This window comes from Crossiella sp. NPDC003009, assembly GCF_053591555.1.
The window spans coordinates 23,249-39,197 of sequence record NZ_JBSFUA010000036.1; the positions used below are offsets into that span (position 1 = coordinate 23,249).

General features: G+C 71.7%; 13 protein-coding genes and 1 tRNA gene. 8 read left to right on the top strand and 6 right to left on the bottom strand.

The features are described from left to right. Window positions 1–2: 2 nt before the first annotated feature. Both ettA and ACWDY5_RS29620 read right to left on the bottom strand, forming a co-directional pair. The gene (ettA, locus tag ACWDY5_RS29615; RefSeq protein ID WP_252486711.1) at window positions 3–1,679 is read right to left on the bottom strand and encodes an energy-dependent translational throttle protein EttA; all 1,677 of its coding nucleotides are present in this window, start codon (window positions 1,677–1,679) and stop codon (window positions 3–5) included. A 183-nt stretch (window positions 1,680–1,862) separates the two neighbouring features. After that, complete coding sequence (locus tag ACWDY5_RS29620; protein WP_449725432.1) at window positions 1,863–2,696, bottom strand: single-stranded DNA-binding protein; 834 nt, start codon at window positions 2,694–2,696, stop codon at window positions 1,863–1,865. A gap of 204 nt (window positions 2,697–2,900) precedes the next feature. On the opposite strand from ACWDY5_RS29620, the gene ACWDY5_RS29625 reads away from it, so the two are divergent. From ACWDY5_RS29625 to ACWDY5_RS29635, 3 genes are read left to right on the top strand one after another with little or no spacing between them, the layout of a single operon-like run. Next, a complete protein-coding gene (locus ACWDY5_RS29625; RefSeq protein WP_449725433.1) occupies window positions 2,901–3,527 on the top strand; it encodes a TetR/AcrR family transcriptional regulator in 627 nt (208 codons plus the stop codon). Window positions 3,528–3,554: 27 nt separating this feature from the next. Next, on the top strand, window positions 3,555–4,499 hold the full coding sequence (locus ACWDY5_RS29630; protein WP_449725434.1) for an ATP-binding cassette domain-containing protein: 945 nt from the start codon (window positions 3,555–3,557) through the stop codon (window positions 4,497–4,499). Between the two features lie 11 nt (window positions 4,500–4,510). After that, complete coding sequence (locus ACWDY5_RS29635; RefSeq protein WP_283663477.1) at window positions 4,511–5,335, top strand: ABC transporter permease; 825 nt, start codon at window positions 4,511–4,513, stop codon at window positions 5,333–5,335. Between the two features lie 16 nt (window positions 5,336–5,351). On the opposite strand, the gene ACWDY5_RS29640 is transcribed toward ACWDY5_RS29635, so the two are convergent. Beyond that, entirely contained in the window at window positions 5,352–7,316 is a 1,965-nt protein-coding gene (locus tag ACWDY5_RS29640; protein WP_449725495.1) for a cytochrome c oxidase assembly protein, read from the bottom strand. A 152-nt stretch (window positions 7,317–7,468) separates the two neighbouring features. On the opposite strand from ACWDY5_RS29640, the gene ACWDY5_RS29645 reads away from it, so the two are divergent. The 5 genes from ACWDY5_RS29645 (at window position 7,469) to ACWDY5_RS29665 (ending at window position 13,973) form a co-directional block, all read left to right on the top strand. Further along, window positions 7,469–7,542, top strand: a tRNA-Arg gene (locus ACWDY5_RS29645). Between the two features lie 118 nt (window positions 7,543–7,660). Further along, window positions 7,661–8,425 carry an SDR family oxidoreductase gene (locus ACWDY5_RS29650; RefSeq protein WP_252485140.1) on the top strand — a complete coding sequence of 255 codons (765 nt, stop codon included), beginning with the start codon at window positions 7,661–7,663 and terminating at the stop codon, window positions 8,423–8,425. Window positions 8,426–8,525: 100 nt separating this feature from the next. Beyond that, a complete protein-coding gene (locus tag ACWDY5_RS29655; protein WP_449725435.1) occupies window positions 8,526–9,275 on the top strand; it encodes an SDR family NAD(P)-dependent oxidoreductase in 750 nt (249 codons plus the stop codon). A 295-nt stretch (window positions 9,276–9,570) separates the two neighbouring features. Next, on the top strand, window positions 9,571–13,443 hold the full coding sequence (locus ACWDY5_RS29660) for an nSTAND1 domain-containing NTPase (RefSeq protein WP_449725436.1): 3,873 nt from the start codon (window positions 9,571–9,573) through the stop codon (window positions 13,441–13,443). Window positions 13,444–13,457: 14 nt separating this feature from the next. After that, on the top strand, window positions 13,458–13,973 hold the full coding sequence (locus tag ACWDY5_RS29665; protein WP_449725437.1) for a DUF2165 domain-containing protein: 516 nt from the start codon (window positions 13,458–13,460) through the stop codon (window positions 13,971–13,973). On the opposite strand, the gene ACWDY5_RS29670 is transcribed toward ACWDY5_RS29665, so the two are convergent. The 3 genes from ACWDY5_RS29670 to ACWDY5_RS29680 all read right to left on the bottom strand — a co-directional run bounded on the left by ACWDY5_RS29670 (window position 13,924) and on the right by ACWDY5_RS29680 (window position 15,896). Continuing rightward, window positions 13,924–14,679 (bottom strand): MerR family transcriptional regulator, encoded by a 756-nt coding sequence (locus ACWDY5_RS29670; protein ID WP_449725438.1) that lies wholly within the window; start codon window positions 14,677–14,679, stop codon window positions 13,924–13,926. The genes ACWDY5_RS29665 and ACWDY5_RS29670 overlap by 50 nt on opposite strands. A gap of 5 nt (window positions 14,680–14,684) precedes the next feature. Continuing rightward, a complete protein-coding gene (locus tag ACWDY5_RS29675) occupies window positions 14,685–15,245 on the bottom strand; it encodes a hypothetical protein (protein WP_449725439.1) in 561 nt (186 codons plus the stop codon). Window positions 15,246–15,347: 102 nt separating this feature from the next. Next, window positions 15,348–15,896: an NADPH-dependent FMN reductase gene (locus ACWDY5_RS29680; protein WP_252485133.1), complete on the bottom strand. Its 549-nt coding sequence runs from the start codon at window positions 15,894–15,896 to the stop codon at window positions 15,348–15,350. Window positions 15,897–15,949: the final 53 nt, after the last annotated feature.

Genomic DNA, 15,949 nt, shown 5'->3' on the forward strand with positions numbered 1-15,949 from the left:
GTTCAGCCTCGTGTGAGCTTGCGATGCGTGACCCGGTGCGGACGCGCGGCGTCCGCTCCGAGCCGGTCGACCTTGTTCTTCTCGTAGCCCTCGAAGTTGCCCTCGAACCAGAACCACTTCGACTCGTCCTCGTCGGTGCCCTCCCACGCCAGGATGTGGGTGGCCACGCGGTCCAGGAACCACCGATCGTGCGAGATGACCACCGCGCAGCCGGGGAACTGCTCGAGCGCGTTCTCCAGCGAACTGAGGGTCTCCACGTCCAGGTCGTTCGTGGGCTCGTCGAGCAGGATCAGGTTGCCGCCCTGCTTGAGCGTCAGCGCCAGGTTCAGCCGGTTGCGCTCACCACCGGAGAGCACGCCTGCCGGCTTCTGCTGGTCCGCGCCCTTGAAGCCGAACGCGCCGATGTAGGCCCGCGAGGGCATCTCCACGTGGCCGACCTTGATGTAGTCCAGACCGCCGGAGACGACCTCCCAGACGTTCTTAGCCGGGTCGATGCCGGCGCGGTTCTGGTCGACGTAGGACAGCTTCACCGTCTCGCCGACCCGCACGATGCCCGAGTCCGGCTCCTCAAGGCCGACGATGGTCTTGAAGAGCGTGGTCTTGCCGACCCCGTTCGGGCCGATGACGCCGACGATGCCGTTCTTCGGCAGGCTGAAGGACAGCCCGTCGATGAGCACACGGTCGTCGAAGCCCTTCTTCAGGTTCTCCACCTCGACCACCACGTTGCCCAGGCGCGGGCCCGGCGGGATCTGGATCTCCTCGAAGTCCAGCTTCCTGGTCTTCTCCGCCTCGGCCGCCATCTCCTCGTACCGGTTCAGACGGGACCGGGACTTGGTCTGGCGGGCCTTGGCGTTGGAGCGGACCCAGTCCAGCTCGTCCTTGAGCCGCTTGTGCAGCTTCGCGTCCTTCTTGCCCTGGACGGCCAGCCGTTCCGCCTTCTTCTCCAGGTAGGCGGAGTAGTTGCCCTCGTAGCCGATGGCGCGACCGCGGTCCAGCTCCATGATCCACTGGGCCACGTTGTCCAGGAAGTACCGGTCGTGTGTGACGGCCAGGACGGCACCCGGGTAGTCGGCCAGGTGCTTCTCCAGCCACAGCACGCTCTCCGCGTCCAGGTGGTTGGTGGGCTCGTCGAGCAGCAGCAGGTCCGGCTTGGAGAGCAGCAGCTTGCACAACGCCACGCGGCGGCGCTCACCACCGGAGAGGTGGGTGACCTCGGCGTCGCCGGGCGGGCAGCGCAGGGCGTCCATCGCCTGCTCGAGCTGGGAGCTGATGTCCCACGCGTCGGCGTGGTCCAGCTCCTCCTGGAGCTTGCCCATCTCCTCCATCAGCTCGTCGGAGTAGTCGGTGGCCATCTGCTCGGCGATCTCGTTGAAGCGGTGCAGCTTCACCATGATCTCGCCGACACCCTCCTCGACGTTGCCGAGAACGGTCTTCTCCTCGTTGAGGGGTGGTTCCTGCAGCAGGATCCCGACCGAGGCGCCCTCGGCGAGCTGCGCGTCACCGTTGTTGGGCTGGTCGAGGCCCGCCATGATCTTGAGCACGCTCGACTTGCCCGCCCCGTTGGGACCGACGACGCCGATCTTCGCGCCCGGATAGAAGGCCGTCGAGACGTCATCGAGGATCACCTTGTCCCCGTGCGCCTTGCGGACCTTCCTCATGGTGTAAATGAACTCGGCCATGGCCGCGATCGTAGAGCGGTGCCCGGGGGGCCGCGTACGGCGGTGGGGCGGATCCGCTCAGAGAGCGTCCGGACTTCTCGGTGAACGGCTCCGCCCACGATCGTCTTCTAGGTGGGTTCACCACCGCTCATCGCGCGTTTTCGACCGCATGACGCAATTCGGGGACATCGGGCCTTCGGCTGGTCAGGCGACGGGGATGGCCTCCTGACGGGTGTGGTCCAGCTCGGCGAGGACGTCTTCCAGATCACCCTGCCGGGGCCCGCCGAGCTCGGCTCGGGCGGAGGCGGCGGCTCTGCGGACGGCGGCGCTGGAGGTCGGGGCGGGCTGGGGGTCGGGGGTGGTGGGCCGGGGCGGCTTGGTCGTGCGGGCGGGGGTCGGTTTGGGGGTGCGGGGTGCCAGGGCGGCGGGTGCGGGGGCTGGGGTGGCGGGGTCGAGCGGGGATGGGGTGGTGGCCGCGCGGCGGGCGGTGGCGGGGCTGATGGCGGCCAGGGTGGCTGGGCTGAGGCGGCGGGGTGCGGGGATGTGGGCGGGGGCTGGCGTGGCGGGAGACGGGGTGATGAGGGCTGCGGGAGCGGGGGCTGGGAGGGGTTCGGGGGCTTGGGGGGTGGGGGCGGACGTGGCGAAGGGTTGGTCGGCGTAGAGGTACTGGTCGAACTCGGGTGGGCGGAGGACGTCGGCGGTGCAGTGGCGGAGGTTGGGGCCGATGGCCTCGGCGCGCAGCTCGGTGGAGTAGCGGCGGGTGCCGTCGGTGGCGTCGTACTCGCGGGTGCTCATCGCGCCGTGCACCAGGATCTGGTCGTTGCGGCGGAGGGTGGCGGTGACGGCGGTGGCGATCTGGTCGAAGCAGCTGACCCACACGGACAGGGAGTCGCCGCTGGTCCACTCCTGGCGGTCCTTGTCGTAGCGGCGGGAGCGGCTGACCAGGCGGAAGCCGGCCACGCGGGCGTTGCTCGCGGTGTGCCGGACGCGGATCTCGCTGCTGATGCGGCCGATGACGGTGACGGGGGTCTCGAACACGGGGAGGGCTCCTTGGGGGTGGGGAGGGGTGTTGGGGTTGAGCTTTGTGGGGGTTGGGGTGGGGGGAAAGGCGGGGCGGTGGGGGGTGTTGACAGGTGGTGGGTTGTGGAGTGGTGCGGATCTTGGGGGCGGGGTGGGGCAGGGAATGTCGGCGGTGGGTGGTATCGGGTTGACTGAGTGAGCACTCACTCATAAGTTGGTGGCATGGTGGTGGACGGAGAGGGCGCGGGCAGGCGGCGGCGAGCGCCGGCGATGAGTCCCGAGCAGCGGCGGGCGGAGATCGTGCGCAGCACGCTGCCGCTGCTGGCCACGCACGGCCTCAACGTGACCACCAGCCAGATCGCCAAGGCGGCCGGGATCGCCGAGGGCACCGTGTTCCGGGCCTTCGCTGACAAGTCCGAGCTGATCGCCGCCTGCGTCGAGGCAGCGCTGCGGGTGGACGAGCTGGTCGAGCAGCTGGCCGTGATCCCGGCCGAGGGTCAGCTGGACCGGCGGCTGGCCGCGGCGGTGGGGACCATGGACGCCTACTTCTTCCGGATGGGCTCGGTGCTCAGCGCCCTGGCCACCAGCGGTTACCGGCTCGATGACGCCAAGCACCGCGCGCAGACCAAGAAGAACGAGGACATGGCCCACTTCCGGCCGGTGCTGACCGCGGTGGCCGAGCTGATCGGCGCGGACGCCGGGCGGCTGCGCGTGCCGCCGGAGCAGGCGGTGCGGTTCCTGTTCGGCCTGGTCATCTCCGGCGGACTGGGCGGCACGCCCAAACAGCTCAGCGAACCGGAGATCGACGAGGTCGTCGACTTCTTCCTGCACGGCGCACTCACGAACTGACGTCCACACCTCTTGGGGGACTTTCCGATGACCGAACCGATGATTAGAGCCTCGGCGGTGACCAAGACCTTCGGCAAGGTCACCGCGCTCGACCGGGTCAGCGTGGAGGTGCCGCAGGGCACCGTGCTCGGTCTGCTCGGCCACAACGGGGCCGGCAAGACCACGCTGGTCAACATCCTCAGCACGATGTTCCCGCCCACCTCCGGCACGGCCAGCGTGGCCGGGTTCGACGTGGTCGCCCAGCCCATCGAGGTACGCCGCCGGATCGGCCTGACCGGGCAGTTCGCCTCGGTGGACGAGGACCTGACCGGCACCGAGAACCTGGTGCTGATCGCCAGGCTGCTCGGCGCGGGCCGGCGGGCGGCCCGGCTGCGCGCGGCGGAGCTGCTGGAGACCTTCAACCTGGCCGACGCGGCCGGGCGGCCGGTCAAGACCTACTCCGGCGGCATGCGCCGCAGGCTGGACCTGGCCGCGAGCCTGGTCGGGCAGCCCAGCATGGTGTTCCTGGACGAGCCGACCACCGGCCTGGACCCCTCGGCCAGGGTCGGCATGTGGGAGGTGGTCGAGGGCCTGGTCGCGGGCGGCACCACGATCCTGCTGACCACCCAGTACCTGGACGAGGCCGACCGGCTGGCCGACTCGATCACCGTGCTGAACAAGGGCAGGGTGGTCGCCCAGGGCACCGCGGCGCAGCTGAAGGCCGAGGTCGGTCAGCGCACCGTGGCGGTCTCGCTGGAGCCCGGAGCCGACCCGTGGCAGGCGGTGGAGGCGATCCGCCGCGGCGGCAAGCAGCCGGTCTTCGACCCGGAGCGCAACTCGATCACCGTGCCGGTGCTGGCCTCCAAGGAGCTGGTCACCGTGGTGCGCGCGCTGGACGAGGCCGGCATCGAACCCGCGGGGCTGGCGCTGACCGAGCCGACCCTGGACGACGTGTACCTGGCCCTGACCCACAGCTCCCCGAGCGCGGCCTGAGAGGAATCGTGATGACCACGACCATCGCCCGCCCGGAGGTGCCCGAGGTGGCCACCCCGTGGCGGGGCAGCAGCCTGTTCACCCAGATCATGGTGCTCACCGGACGCTCGCTGCGCCCGGTGCTGCGCGACCCCAAGACGCTCGTGTTCAGCCTGATGCAGCCACTGCTGATGCTGGTGCTGTTCAGCCAGGTGTTCCGGGTCATCGCCGAGGGGCCGATGTTCCCCAAGGGCGTCGCCTACATCGACTACTTACTGCCCGCGATCATGGTCACCACCGCGACCATGGTCGGCGTGCAGGCCGGTGTCGGCCTGACCAGCGACATGAAGAACGGCGTGCTGGCCAGGTTCCGCTCGATGCCGGTGAGCCCGGTGGCGGTGCTGATCGCGCGCAGCATCGCCGACCTGACCAGGGGCCTGATCGAGCTGGTGGTGATGCTGATCGCGGCCGCGCTGTTCTTCGGCTTCGCCCCGGCGGGCGGGATCCTCGGCGTCACCGGCGCGCTGCTGCTGGCGCTGGCGGTCGGCTGGAGCCTCGGCTGGCTGTTCCTGGCCGCGGCGGCCTGGCTGCGGGAGAGCACCACCGCGCAGATGGTGGGCATGATGGCGCTGTTCCCGCTGCAGTTCGCCTCCAGCGCGTTCGTGCCGATCCAGAGCCTGCCCAGCTGGCTACAGGTGGTGGCCGAGGTGAACCCGATCTCCTACGCCATCAACGCCTCCCGCGACCTGGCGCTGAACAACCCGGTCGGGTCCGGGGTGACCTCGGCCCTGGTGGTTAGCGCGGGGATCGCGGTGGTCGGCGCGGTGCTGGCCGAGCGCGGGTTCCGTCGCCCCTGAGCGAGGCGGCCGGGGGTCAGCCGTCGCGCTTGCCCCCGGCCATCCGCTTGAGCATCTCGTTGTACGCGGTCAGGTCGGCGTCCCCGTCGGCCTCGGCGTGCCGGTCGGAGCGCTTGGCGTCCCTGTCGTCCGCCTTGGCCCACTGGGCGAGCAGCGCGATCACCACCACCAGCAGCGGCAGTTCGCCGGAGGCCCAGGTCAGGCCGCCGCCGAGGCGCTGATCGGAGAGCAGGTCGCTCACCCAGGGCAGGTTGAGCTGGTGGTAGAAGGACTCGCCGATCACGGTGGAGCCGCTCATCAGCGCGATGCCGAAGAAGGCGTGGAAGGGCATCGAGGCGAACACCAGGCCGAGGCGGCCCAGCGGCGGCAGCCTGCGCGGCGCCGGGTCGATGCCGATCACCGGCCAGTAGAAGACGTACCCGGCGAGCAGGAAGTGCGCGTTCATCGCCAGGTGCGCCCAGTGCAGCGGCAGCGCGGCGTCGAACAGGCCGGAGAAGTACAGGCCGTAGAAGGAGCCGACGAACAGCGCGAGCGCGACCAGCGGGTGGGTCAGCACCCGGCTGACCGGCGAGTGCACCAGCGCCAGGATCCACTCCCTCGGCCCACTCGGGGCGTCCTTGCCCGCGGTGGGCAGTGCGCGCAGGGCCAGCGTGACCGGGCCGCCGAGCACCAGCAGCACCGGGGCCAGCATGGACAGCAGCATGTGGCTGCCCATGTGCACGCTGAACATCGCGGGTGAGTAGCGGCCGATGCCGGAGCTGGTGGCGATCAGGATGGTCAGGCAGCCCGCGACCCAGGCGATGGTGCGGCCCACCGGCCAGCGGTCGCCGCGCTTGCGCAGGCGGCGCACGCCCAGCAGGTAGACCAGCGCGGCGGCGACCGAGAGCGTGCCGAAGAGCAGGTCGAACCGCCAGTCCAGCAGCAGCGCCAGGAAGGTCGGCGGGCCGTCCAGGTCGTAGCCGATGAGCAGTTCGGTGGTGCTGGGCCGCGCGCTGATCTCCCCCGGCGGCGGGGTGCCGCCCAGGGCCACCGCGATGCCGATGGTGGCCAGCATCAGCAGCATCTCGATGCCGCCCAGGCGCATCAGCACCGAGCGGGACTCCGCCACGCCCAGTGCCAGCACCCCGCGCCGCCGCTGGAAGAAGCCGATCACGCCGAGCACGCCCAGCGCGCCGATCTTGGCCAGCACCAGCGCGCCGTACGGGGTGGTGAAGACCTCGGCCGGGGTGAGCCGCACCAGGGCGTTGACCACGCCGGAGACGGCCAGGGTGATCCAGCAGACCAGGGCCAGCTTGGAGAAGCGGCGGTAGGCGAGCTGGAGGTGGCCGCCACCGCGGTAGGCGTGCGCGACCAGCGCGACCAGGCCGCCCACCCAGAAGCCGGTGGCCAGCAGGTGGAAGATCAGCGAGTTGGTGCCGACGTCGTGCGAGCCGCCGGAGGCCGAGTGTCCGGTGACCGCGACCGGCATCAGGCAGAGCAGGCCGAAGGTGAAGGTGGCGAAGGTCCAGCCCCAGGACAGCACGATCCGGCAGGCGATGGCCAGCAGCCCGGCCAGCAGCGCGGTGGCCACCCACGCCTTGGCCTGCTCCAGCGCGTCGATGTAGACGATCAGCTGGGCCGGGTCGAGCACGTCGGTGACCGGCTTGCCCAGCGCGTTGGCCACGAACAGCGGCACCATGGCCGACGCGGCCAGGAACCAGCCCAGCGCCGCCCAGCCCGCGGCCCGCACCGCGGCGTAGCCGTCGGCGGCCAGCAGCCCGCTGCGCTGGGCCGGGGTGAGGAAGACCGCGAACAGCAGCGAGCCGACCGCGATCGCCGCGCACACCTCGGCGATGGCCCTGACCAGCGACTGGCCGAACCGGGTGACATCGCCAGGATCGGGTAGCCCGTACTCGGCGTACACCCGGCCGGGCGATAGCGCGGTGAGCGCGACCGCGACGCTCAGTGCCAGCAGGATCCCCACGACCACCAGCACCGCCATGCCGCCGGTGGGACGTCGAACGGGGGTGGGGTCGACCTCGTCGGTGCGCTCGGGTGCCACAGGACGAGCGTAGGCAACGAAGAACCTGGAAGGGGGCGCGACCCCGGGCCGGGTTCCGGCTACGATTTCGCCCGGCGGTTTCCAACCGCCGTGCCCTCATAGCTCAGCTGGATAGAGCGAGAGACTTCTAATCTCTAGGTCGCAGGTTCGAGTCCTGCTGGGGGCGCTCCCTCAGCACGCCTTTGTCCGCGGCACCCCCGCCCCCAATCCGCCGAAGTTCCGGCCGCTTACCGCATAGCCTGGACGGGCACCTGGCCCATCTGGAGAGAACGGTGAGTACTTCCGTGACCACTCAGGCGAAGACCGTGTTCGTGACCGGCGCGTCCACCGGGTTCGGGGCGGCGATCGCCCGCCGGTTCGCCGGTGAGGGCAGTCGTGTGATCGCGACCGCGCGGCGCAAGGACAAGCTGGCGGAGCTGGCCGGTGAGTTCGGGGATCTGGTGTTGCCGGTGGAGCTGGACGTGCGGGACAACCACGCGGTGGAGCAGGTGGTCGCCGGGTTGCCCGCGGAGTTCGCCGAGGTTGATGTCCTGGTCAACAACGCGGGGCTGGCGCTGGGGCTGGAGCCCGCGCAGCGGGCCTCGCTGGCGGACTGGGAGCAGATGATCGACACCAACTGCAAGGGGTTGCTCTACTGCACCAGGGCGGTGTTGCCCGGGATGGTCGAGCGGCGGCGCGGGCACGTGGTCAACATCGGGTCGGTGGCGGGCACGCACCCCTACCCCGGCGGCAACGCCTATGGCGGGACCAAGGCGTTCGTGCACCAGTTCAGCCTCAACCTGCGCAGCGACCTGCACGGCACCGGGGTCCGGGTGACCTGTGTGGAGCCCGGCATGTGCGGCGGCACCGAGTTCTCCCTGGTCCGGTTCCAGGGTGACGCGGGCAAGGCGGCCGGAGTGTACGACGGGATGCAGCCGCTGACCGCCGAGGACATCGCGGAGACCGTGCACTGGGTCACCGGGCAGCCCGCGCATGTGAACGTCAACACCATCGAGCTGATGCCGGTGGCGCAGAGCTTCGCCGGGTTCCAGGTGCACCGGGAGGCGTGATGGGTCGCACTTTTTAACGAACGGTACATAACGGCCTTGACGGGTAGGTGACACGTCGACTACTTCTGTACTTGTCATTACAGAAGTAGGGAGCTTGGTCATGGGCAAGCAACTCGCAGGCAAGGTCGCGCTGGTCACCGGGGGTTCGCGGGGGATCGGCGCGGCCACCGCGCTGGCGCTGGGCGCGGCGGGGGCGGAGGTCGCGATCAGCTACACCGCGAACCCGGACCGGGCTGAGGCCGTGGTCGCGGAGCTGAAGGAGGCCGGGGTCAGGGCGCTCGCGGTGCGGGCGGACCAGGCCGACCCGGCACAGGCGAAGGAGCTGGTGCGGACCGTGCACGAGCACTTCGGGCGGCTCGACGTGCTGGTCAACAACGCCGGGGTGGCCGCGCCCGGCTCGCTGGGCCAGGCGGGGCAGGACGAGGCGGCGCTGGACCGGCAGCTGGCGGTCAACATCGGCGGGGTGGCCGCCACCGTGCGCGCGGCCGCGCCGCTGATCAGTGACGGCGGGCGGATCATCGTGCTCGGCTCCGTGCTGGCCACCCGGCAGCCTTTCGGGGGCATGGCCGAGTACTCCGGCACCAAGGCCGCGATCACCGTCTTCGCCAAGGGCTGGGCGCGGGACCTCGGCGGGCGCGGGATCACCGTCAACACCGTGCACCCCGGTCCGATCGAGACCGACATGAACCCCAACGAGGGCGAGGCCGCGGCGCAGCGGACCGCGCTCACCGCGCTCGGCCGCTACGGCCAGCCGGCCGAGGTGGCCGCCGCGATCCTGTTCCTGGCCGGGCCGGACGCCGGCTACATCACCGGCGCCGAACTGCACGTCGACGGCGGGTTGGGCGTCTGAGCCCTGCTGCTGGTGCGCTGGGAGCCAGTCGGGTATGACGTGGATGCCGAAGACGCGGAAGGTGTCCCGGTGGAGGAGGCAGAGACGCGCCGCTGAGAAGTACCCCCAGTTGGACTCTCAGCAGCGCTTCCCGCCGATCCCATGGACACCTCTTCGCTGGGTCAACCTTTCAAGCCCCGGTTGTCCGCCGCACTGTCAGCACCGGACCGGATGCCCGAAGGTGCAGGTCACCTGCATAGGATGAGTTTTCCGGTCCGGATTGGCGGAGCGCTGGGGAGCGGGGAGAGCATGTCGGTTGTCGGTCGCATCCGGGGCCCGCGCGGCCTTCGCCGAACGATTCGCGCTGCTGTACGCCGAAGCCGGTGACCCACCGCTGAAGCGGGTCGCCGAGTCGGTGGCGCGCGCCAGGCGCACCGACGAGCGCGGCAGGCCGGTCCAGGTGACCACCCAGCGGATCAGCGACTGGCGGCGCGGCCGCAACGTGCCGGCCCGCTTCGCCGGGCTGGCCGTGGTGCTGGAGATCCTCATCGGCGAGGCCCGCACCCGGCGGGCGGTGCCCGTGCTGCCCGGCCTCTACGACCGGGACGGCTGGCGGGAGCTGTGGTCGGCCGCGCAGGCCAGCCCGGTGGAGGAGGCCGAGCCGCCGCCGCCGGATGAGGCGCTGTGCCCGTACCGGGGGCTGGCCGCCTTCCAGCCGGAGAACTCGCCGCACTTCTTCGGCCGGGAACGGGCCACCGCCGCCCTGCTCCGCCTGCTGCGCGCGGGTGACGGGCTCTCGATGCTGGTCGGCGCGTCGGGGGCGGGCAAGTCCTCGCTGCTGCGGGCCGGGCTGGTGCCCGCGCTGGACGCAGGCGCCGAGACCGCGGACTGGCCGGTCACCCTGCTCACCCCTGGCGTGCACCCGGTCAAGGAGCTGGACCGGCACCTGCCGGGGATGGCCGAGGCGGAGACCGCGGCGCAGGTCCGGGAGGCGCTCGGCGAGCAGCGCCGGGTGATCATCGTGGACCAGTTCGAGGAGGTCTTCACCCTCTGCCCGGACCAGGAGGCCCGGCGCACCTTCATCCGGCTACTGCATCTGGCCGCCACTGAGGGCCCCGCCCTGGTGGTGCTCGGGCTGCGCGCCGACTTCTACGGCCGCTGCCTGGACCACCCCGAGCTGGTCGCCGCGTTGCAGGACCGGCACCTGGTGCTGGGCCCGATGACGGTGGCCGAGCTGCGCGCCGCGGTCACCGCGCCGGCCCGCGCGGTCGGCCTGCAGCTGGAGACCGGGCTGGTCGAGCTGCTGATGCGCGATCTCGGCGTGAGCGAGCGGCGCGGCCGGGTGCGCGGGGAGAAGGACAGCTACGACGCGGGTGCGCTGCCGCTGCTCTCGCACGCGCTGCTGGCCACCTGGCAACACCGCCAGGGCGGGCGGCTCACCGTGGCCGGGTACCGGGCGGCCGGTGGTATCCAGGGCGCGGTCGCGGCCACCGCAGAACGGGCCTGGGCCGAGCTGGACGCCGCGGGGCAGGCCGCGGCCCGGCCGCTGCTGCTGCGGCTGGTCCGGATCGGCGAGGACACCGAGGACACCCGCCGCCGGGCCAGCCGGGACGAGGTGCTGGCGCAGGCGCCGGACCGGGCCGCGACCGAGACCGCGCTGGAGACCCTGGTCTCGGCCCGGCTGGTCACCCTGGACGCCGAGTCGGTGGAGATCACCCACGAGGCCCTGCTGCGGGCCTGGCCCCGGCTGCACGGCTGGCTGGACCAGGACCGCGAGGGCCACCTCACCCGGCAGCGCCTGGAGGAGGACGCCAAGACCTGGGCCGCGCAGCACCGGGACGCCTCGCTGCTCTACCGCGGCGCCCGGCTGCAGACCAGCAGGCAGGCCGTGGCCGGCGCCGGGCCGACCGAGCTGGCCAGGCAGTTCCTGGCCACCTCCACCCGGCAGTGGCGGCGCGCGGTGTGGCTGCGCCGGGCCGCGGTGGCCGCGGTGTGCGTGCTCGCGCTGATCGCCTCGGTGGCCGCGGTGGTCACCCTGGAGCAGCGGGATGAGGCGCAGTTCCGCCAGGTGATGGCCGAGGCGGACCGGGTGCTGGACACCGACCCCTCGCTCTCGGCCCAGCTCAGCCTGGTCGCGCACCAGCTCCGCCCGGGCGACACCGAGATGCGCAGCCGGGTGCTGGCCACCCAGCAGCTGCCGCTGGCCACCGGCCTGACCGGGCACAAGGGCGCGGTCTACCTGACCTCGTTCAGCCCGGACGGCAAGACCCTGGCCACCGCGGGCTACGACGGCACCGCCCGGCTCTGGGACGTCACCGACCAGACCCGGCCGCGCCAGCTCGGCCAGCCGCTGACCGGGCACACCAAGTGGCTCAGCTCCGCGGTGTTCAGCCCGGACGGCAAGACCCTGGCCACTACCGGCGCGGACAACACCATCCGGCTCTGGGACGTCACCGACCCGGTGAGCGCGAGGCTGCTCGGGCGGCCGCTGAACACCGGCGGCGGCACCGCCTACCTGCTCGCGTTCAGCCCGGACGGCCGCACCCTGGCCACCGCGAACGAGGACCAGACCGCGCGGCTGTGGGACGTCCGCGACCCGGCCCGCCCGGCCAGGATCGGCGAGCCGCTGGCTGGGCACAGCGGCCAGGTCCGCTCGCTGGCCTTCAGCGCGGACGGGACCATGCTGGCCACCGGCAGCGACGACACCCAGATCCGGCTGTGGGACGTGCGCAATCCGGCGCGGGTCACCCCGATCGGCCGCCCGCTCACCGGGCACCTGGCCGGACTGCACTCGGTGGCCTTCAGCCCGGACGGCAAGCTGCTGGCCTCCGGCAGCGACGACCGGACGATCCGGCTGTGGGACCTCAGCGATCCGGCCGCGGTCAACCCGGCCGGCCCGCCGGTGGTCGGGCATTCCGCGCAGGTGTGGTCGGTGGCCTTCAGCCGCACCCAGAACCTGCTCGCCTCGGCCTCCGCGGACGGCACCGCACGGCTGTGGAACATCAGCAACCCGGCCGGGGTCACCCAGTTCGGACCGCAGCTGACCGGCCGCAACAACGAGTTGTACGCGGTCGCGTTCAGCCCGGACGGGCGCAGCCTGGCCGTCGGCGGCGAGGACGGCGCGGCCCGGCTGTGGTCGCTGCCCAGCGGCGCGCTGCTGGGCCACGCGGTCGGGGTCGGCACGCCGGAGTTCCGCCCGGACGGCCGGGTGCTGGCCAGCGGCGGCGGCGACCGCGCCATCCGGCTGTGGGACGTGGCCGATCCGAACGCGCCCAAGGCGCTGGCCGCGATCGACAACGCGCACACCGACCCGGTGTGGTGGGTGACCTTCCGCGGTGACGGCAAGCTGCTGGCCTCGGCCTCCACCGACCGCACCATCCGGCTCTGGGACGTCACCGACCCGGCCAAGCCGACCCCGATCGGCGCGCCGATCCCCGGCGGGCAGAAGTACAGCCTGCCGATCCGGTTCAGCCCGGACGGCAAGCTGCTGGCCGCGCCCATGGACCACAACATGATCCAGCTCATCGACGTCAGCGATCCGGCCCGCCCGCGCCCACTGGGCACGCCCACCGAGGCGCACACCGGGTCGATCACCTCGCTGCGCTTCACCCCCGACGGCAAGACCCTGGTCTCGGCCAGCGACGACCACCGGATCCGGCTGTGGGACGTGACCGACCCGGTCCGGCCGACCGCGATCGGCGAGCCGCTGAGCGGGCACACCGAGGCGGTGCGCACCGCCGAGCTGAGCCCGGACGGCAAGACCCTCGCCAGCGGCGGCGGGGACAACACCATCCGGCTCTGGGACCTGACCGATCCCCGGCATCCAGTGCCGGGCAAGGTGCTGACCGGGCACACCGAGAGCGTCAACCGGGTCAACTTCAGCCCGGACGGGAAAACGCTGGTCAGCGGCAGCGCGGACCACACCGTGCGACGCTGGTCGGTGCCCGGGGGCGAGCCGGTCGGCGTGCCGCTGACCACCAGCTTCGCCACCTGGAGCAGCCCGGTGTACAGCCCTGACGGCCAGTTCCTGGCCACCCCGGGCTCGGACAACACGCTGCGGCTGTGGAACCTGGACCTGGAGGACGCGCGGCAGCGGGTGTGCGCGCGCACCAGGGACGTGCTCACCGAGGACCAGTGGCGTCGTCATCTGCCCCAGCTGGACTACGAGCCCCCCTGTCCGGACCAGTGACCTAGAGTCCGCTTATGCGTCTCCTGATCGGTTTGGGCGGACCGCGCACCGTGGGCGCGGTGCTGACCGGCGTCACCGCGCTCTACCTGGCCCTGGTGGTCTTCAACAACCTCACCGACTTCGGCACCAACCACGCCTTCGTGCAGCACGTGTTCGCCATGGACACCACGTTCAAGTCGCCGAACACGATGTGGCGGGCGATCACCAGCCCCGCGCTGGTGAACATCGCCTACGTGCTGATCATCGGCTGGCAGGCGGCCACCGCGATCGTGCTGGTCATCGCCACGGTCAGCTGGGTGCGCGCCGATGTGGAGGTCGCACGCCGGATCGGCAGCCTCGGGCTGAGCATGCAGCTGCTGCTCTTCGGCGGCGGGTTCATCGCCATCGGCGGTGAGTGGTTCTGCATGTGGCAGTCCAAGCAGTGGAACGGTTTGCAGGCCGCGCTGCAGAACGTGATCATCGGCGGGCTGGTGCTGATCGTCACCCAGGTGGCCGGGCGGGTGCGGACAGCCGTTCCGCCAGCAGCGTGAGCGCCCGGCGCTGGGCCGGGGAGAACCCGCTCAGGTAGTCGGCCATCAGCGCGGCGCCGTGCTGCTCGGCCGACCGACCGGTCACCGCGCCCCACTCCCCCATCTGGACCAGCGCGGCCAGGTCCTCGACCAGCAGTTCGATCCCGGGGTCGTCCGCCGGCGCGTCGGCGAGGGCCTGGAGACGGTCGGCGATCCGCTGGGACAGCTCGCGGTGCTCCTGCCACACCTGCCGGCAGAACCCGGCCACCGCGCCGGTGTGTTCGGGGGCGAGGGCGTGCATCAGCAGCACCGCGCTCTTCTCCAGCTCCAGCATCTCGGCTGGCATGCCGTCGAGCTCCAGCCGGTCGAAGACCGCGGCCACCGGCTCCGGCAGGTCGAGGTCCACTGTGGACGATCGCAGCTCGGCGATCTTCCCGCGCTGCTCGGCGATCTCGCGCTGCCGCTGCGCCAGCTCCCGGTCCAGCTCGTCCAGGGCCGCGCGCACCGTGGCTGGGCCGTCGCCGAGCAGTTCGCGGATCCGCGGCACGGACAGGCCCAGTTCACGCAGCCGCCGGATCCGCAGCAGGCGGACCAGTGCCGTTGCCCCGTAACGCCGGTAGCCCGCGTGGTCGCGGCCGGGTTCGGGGAGCAGGCCGTGCGCGTGGTAGTGCCGCACGGCCTTCACGGTGGTGCCCGCGAGCCGGGCCACCTCCCCGATGGTCAGCACGATCCTCACGGTAGCCGGGCGCCGCTGAGCACGGCCACCGCGGCGGCTGGATCGTCGGCGTGCAGCCGGATCCGCTCGATCCGGTGCCGTCCGCGCTTGCCCAGGTCGACCTCGTGCGGCTCGGTCAGCTCGACCAGGACGCCGGTGGTGCCCAGGGAGGCGAAGGACAGCGTGCCGCCGTCCACCTCGATCATCCGCTCGTGCCTGCCGCAGAACTCCTTGCGCACCGCGCCGAGCTTGATCAGCGGCACCACCACCTCGGTGAAGCAGGCGAACCGCAGCCGCAGCTCCGCCGGCCCGACCGCGTGCGGGTAGACCCTGGTGGCGGCGAGCAGGCCCAGCACCCACAGCAGGCCGTAGGCCCCGATCGCCAGCAGCACCAGCCGCAGCCAGAGCCAGGGCACCAGCAGCTCACCGGCGACGATCTCGATCACCGCCGCCGCCACCGCGACCAACAGCGGCGCGGCCAGCCCGCCGGCGTAGTCGATGGTCCGCGCGCCCGCCGGCACCAGCCGACGTCCGCGCAACCGGTGCCACAGCGCCCCGAACATCTGGATCTCCCGCACGCTGTCCCCCTTCTCGTCGGGGACAGCGTGCGGGCCTGCCCCAGGGGCAGGGTCAAGTCACCCGGGCTGCGAACCCCCATCCGCAGCCCGTGGACCGCTCACTCAGGCCGCGTACGGCCGCTTGGCGCGCGCTTCCCGCAGTGCGACGCCCCACCAGGTCAGCTGGTCCAGCAGCACCTTGGCCGCGGTCGCGCTGTGCTCGAACTCGGCCAGCGGGCCGTTGGCGTCGAACTTCTCGTAGACGGAGTGGAAGCTGACGGTGTCCCTGATCGTGGTGGCGTGCATCTCCGCCAGCACCTGGCGCAGCTGCTCCACCGCGCGCAGGCCGCCGGACATGCCGCCGTAGGAGACGAAGGCCACCGGTTTTGCCCGCCATTCGGCGTAGGAGCTGTCGATCGCCTCCTTCAACGGGGCCGGGTAGCCGTGGTTGTACTCGGGCGTCACGATGACGAAGGCGTCCGCGCCGGCGATCCGGGCGGCGAAGCCCTCGACCCCGTCGGCCACGTCGACCAGGTCCAGGTCGACGTCGTGGTTGGTCGCCGCCTCACCGAGGAACCAGCGGGCCACCGCGGGGCCGAGGCGGCCTTCCCTGGTGCTGCTGATGATGACGGCGATCTTGAGTCGGTCAGTGCCAGTGGCTGAAGTGGTCATGGGGCAAGCCAACAACCTCGACCTTACTTGAGGTCAAGCGCCGGATTCCGCGC

What these genes read in the sequence shown, in the direction of transcription:
- ettA (WP_252486711.1), bottom strand. Translation starts at nt 1,679, where the DNA reads ATGGCCGAGTTCATTTACACCATGAGGAAGGTCCGCAAGGCGCACGGG.
- ACWDY5_RS29625 (WP_449725433.1), top strand. Translation starts at nt 2,901, where the DNA reads ATGGTGGTGGACGGAGAGGGCGCGGGCAGGCGGCGGCGAGCGCCGGCG.
- ACWDY5_RS29630 (WP_449725434.1), top strand. Translation starts at nt 3,555, where the DNA reads ATGACCGAACCGATGATTAGAGCCTCGGCGGTGACCAAGACCTTCGGC.
- ACWDY5_RS29635 (WP_283663477.1), top strand. Translation starts at nt 4,511, where the DNA reads ATGACCACGACCATCGCCCGCCCGGAGGTGCCCGAGGTGGCCACCCCG.
- ACWDY5_RS29640 (WP_449725495.1), bottom strand. Translation starts at nt 7,316, where the DNA reads ATGGCGGTGCTGGTGGTCGTGGGGATCCTGCTGGCACTGAGCGTCGCG.
- ACWDY5_RS29655 (WP_449725435.1), top strand. Translation starts at nt 8,526, where the DNA reads ATGGGCAAGCAACTCGCAGGCAAGGTCGCGCTGGTCACCGGGGGTTCG.
- ACWDY5_RS29665 (WP_449725437.1), top strand. Translation starts at nt 13,458, where the DNA reads ATGCGTCTCCTGATCGGTTTGGGCGGACCGCGCACCGTGGGCGCGGTG.
- ACWDY5_RS29680 (WP_252485133.1), bottom strand. Translation starts at nt 15,896, where the DNA reads ATGACCACTTCAGCCACTGGCACTGACCGACTCAAGATCGCCGTCATC.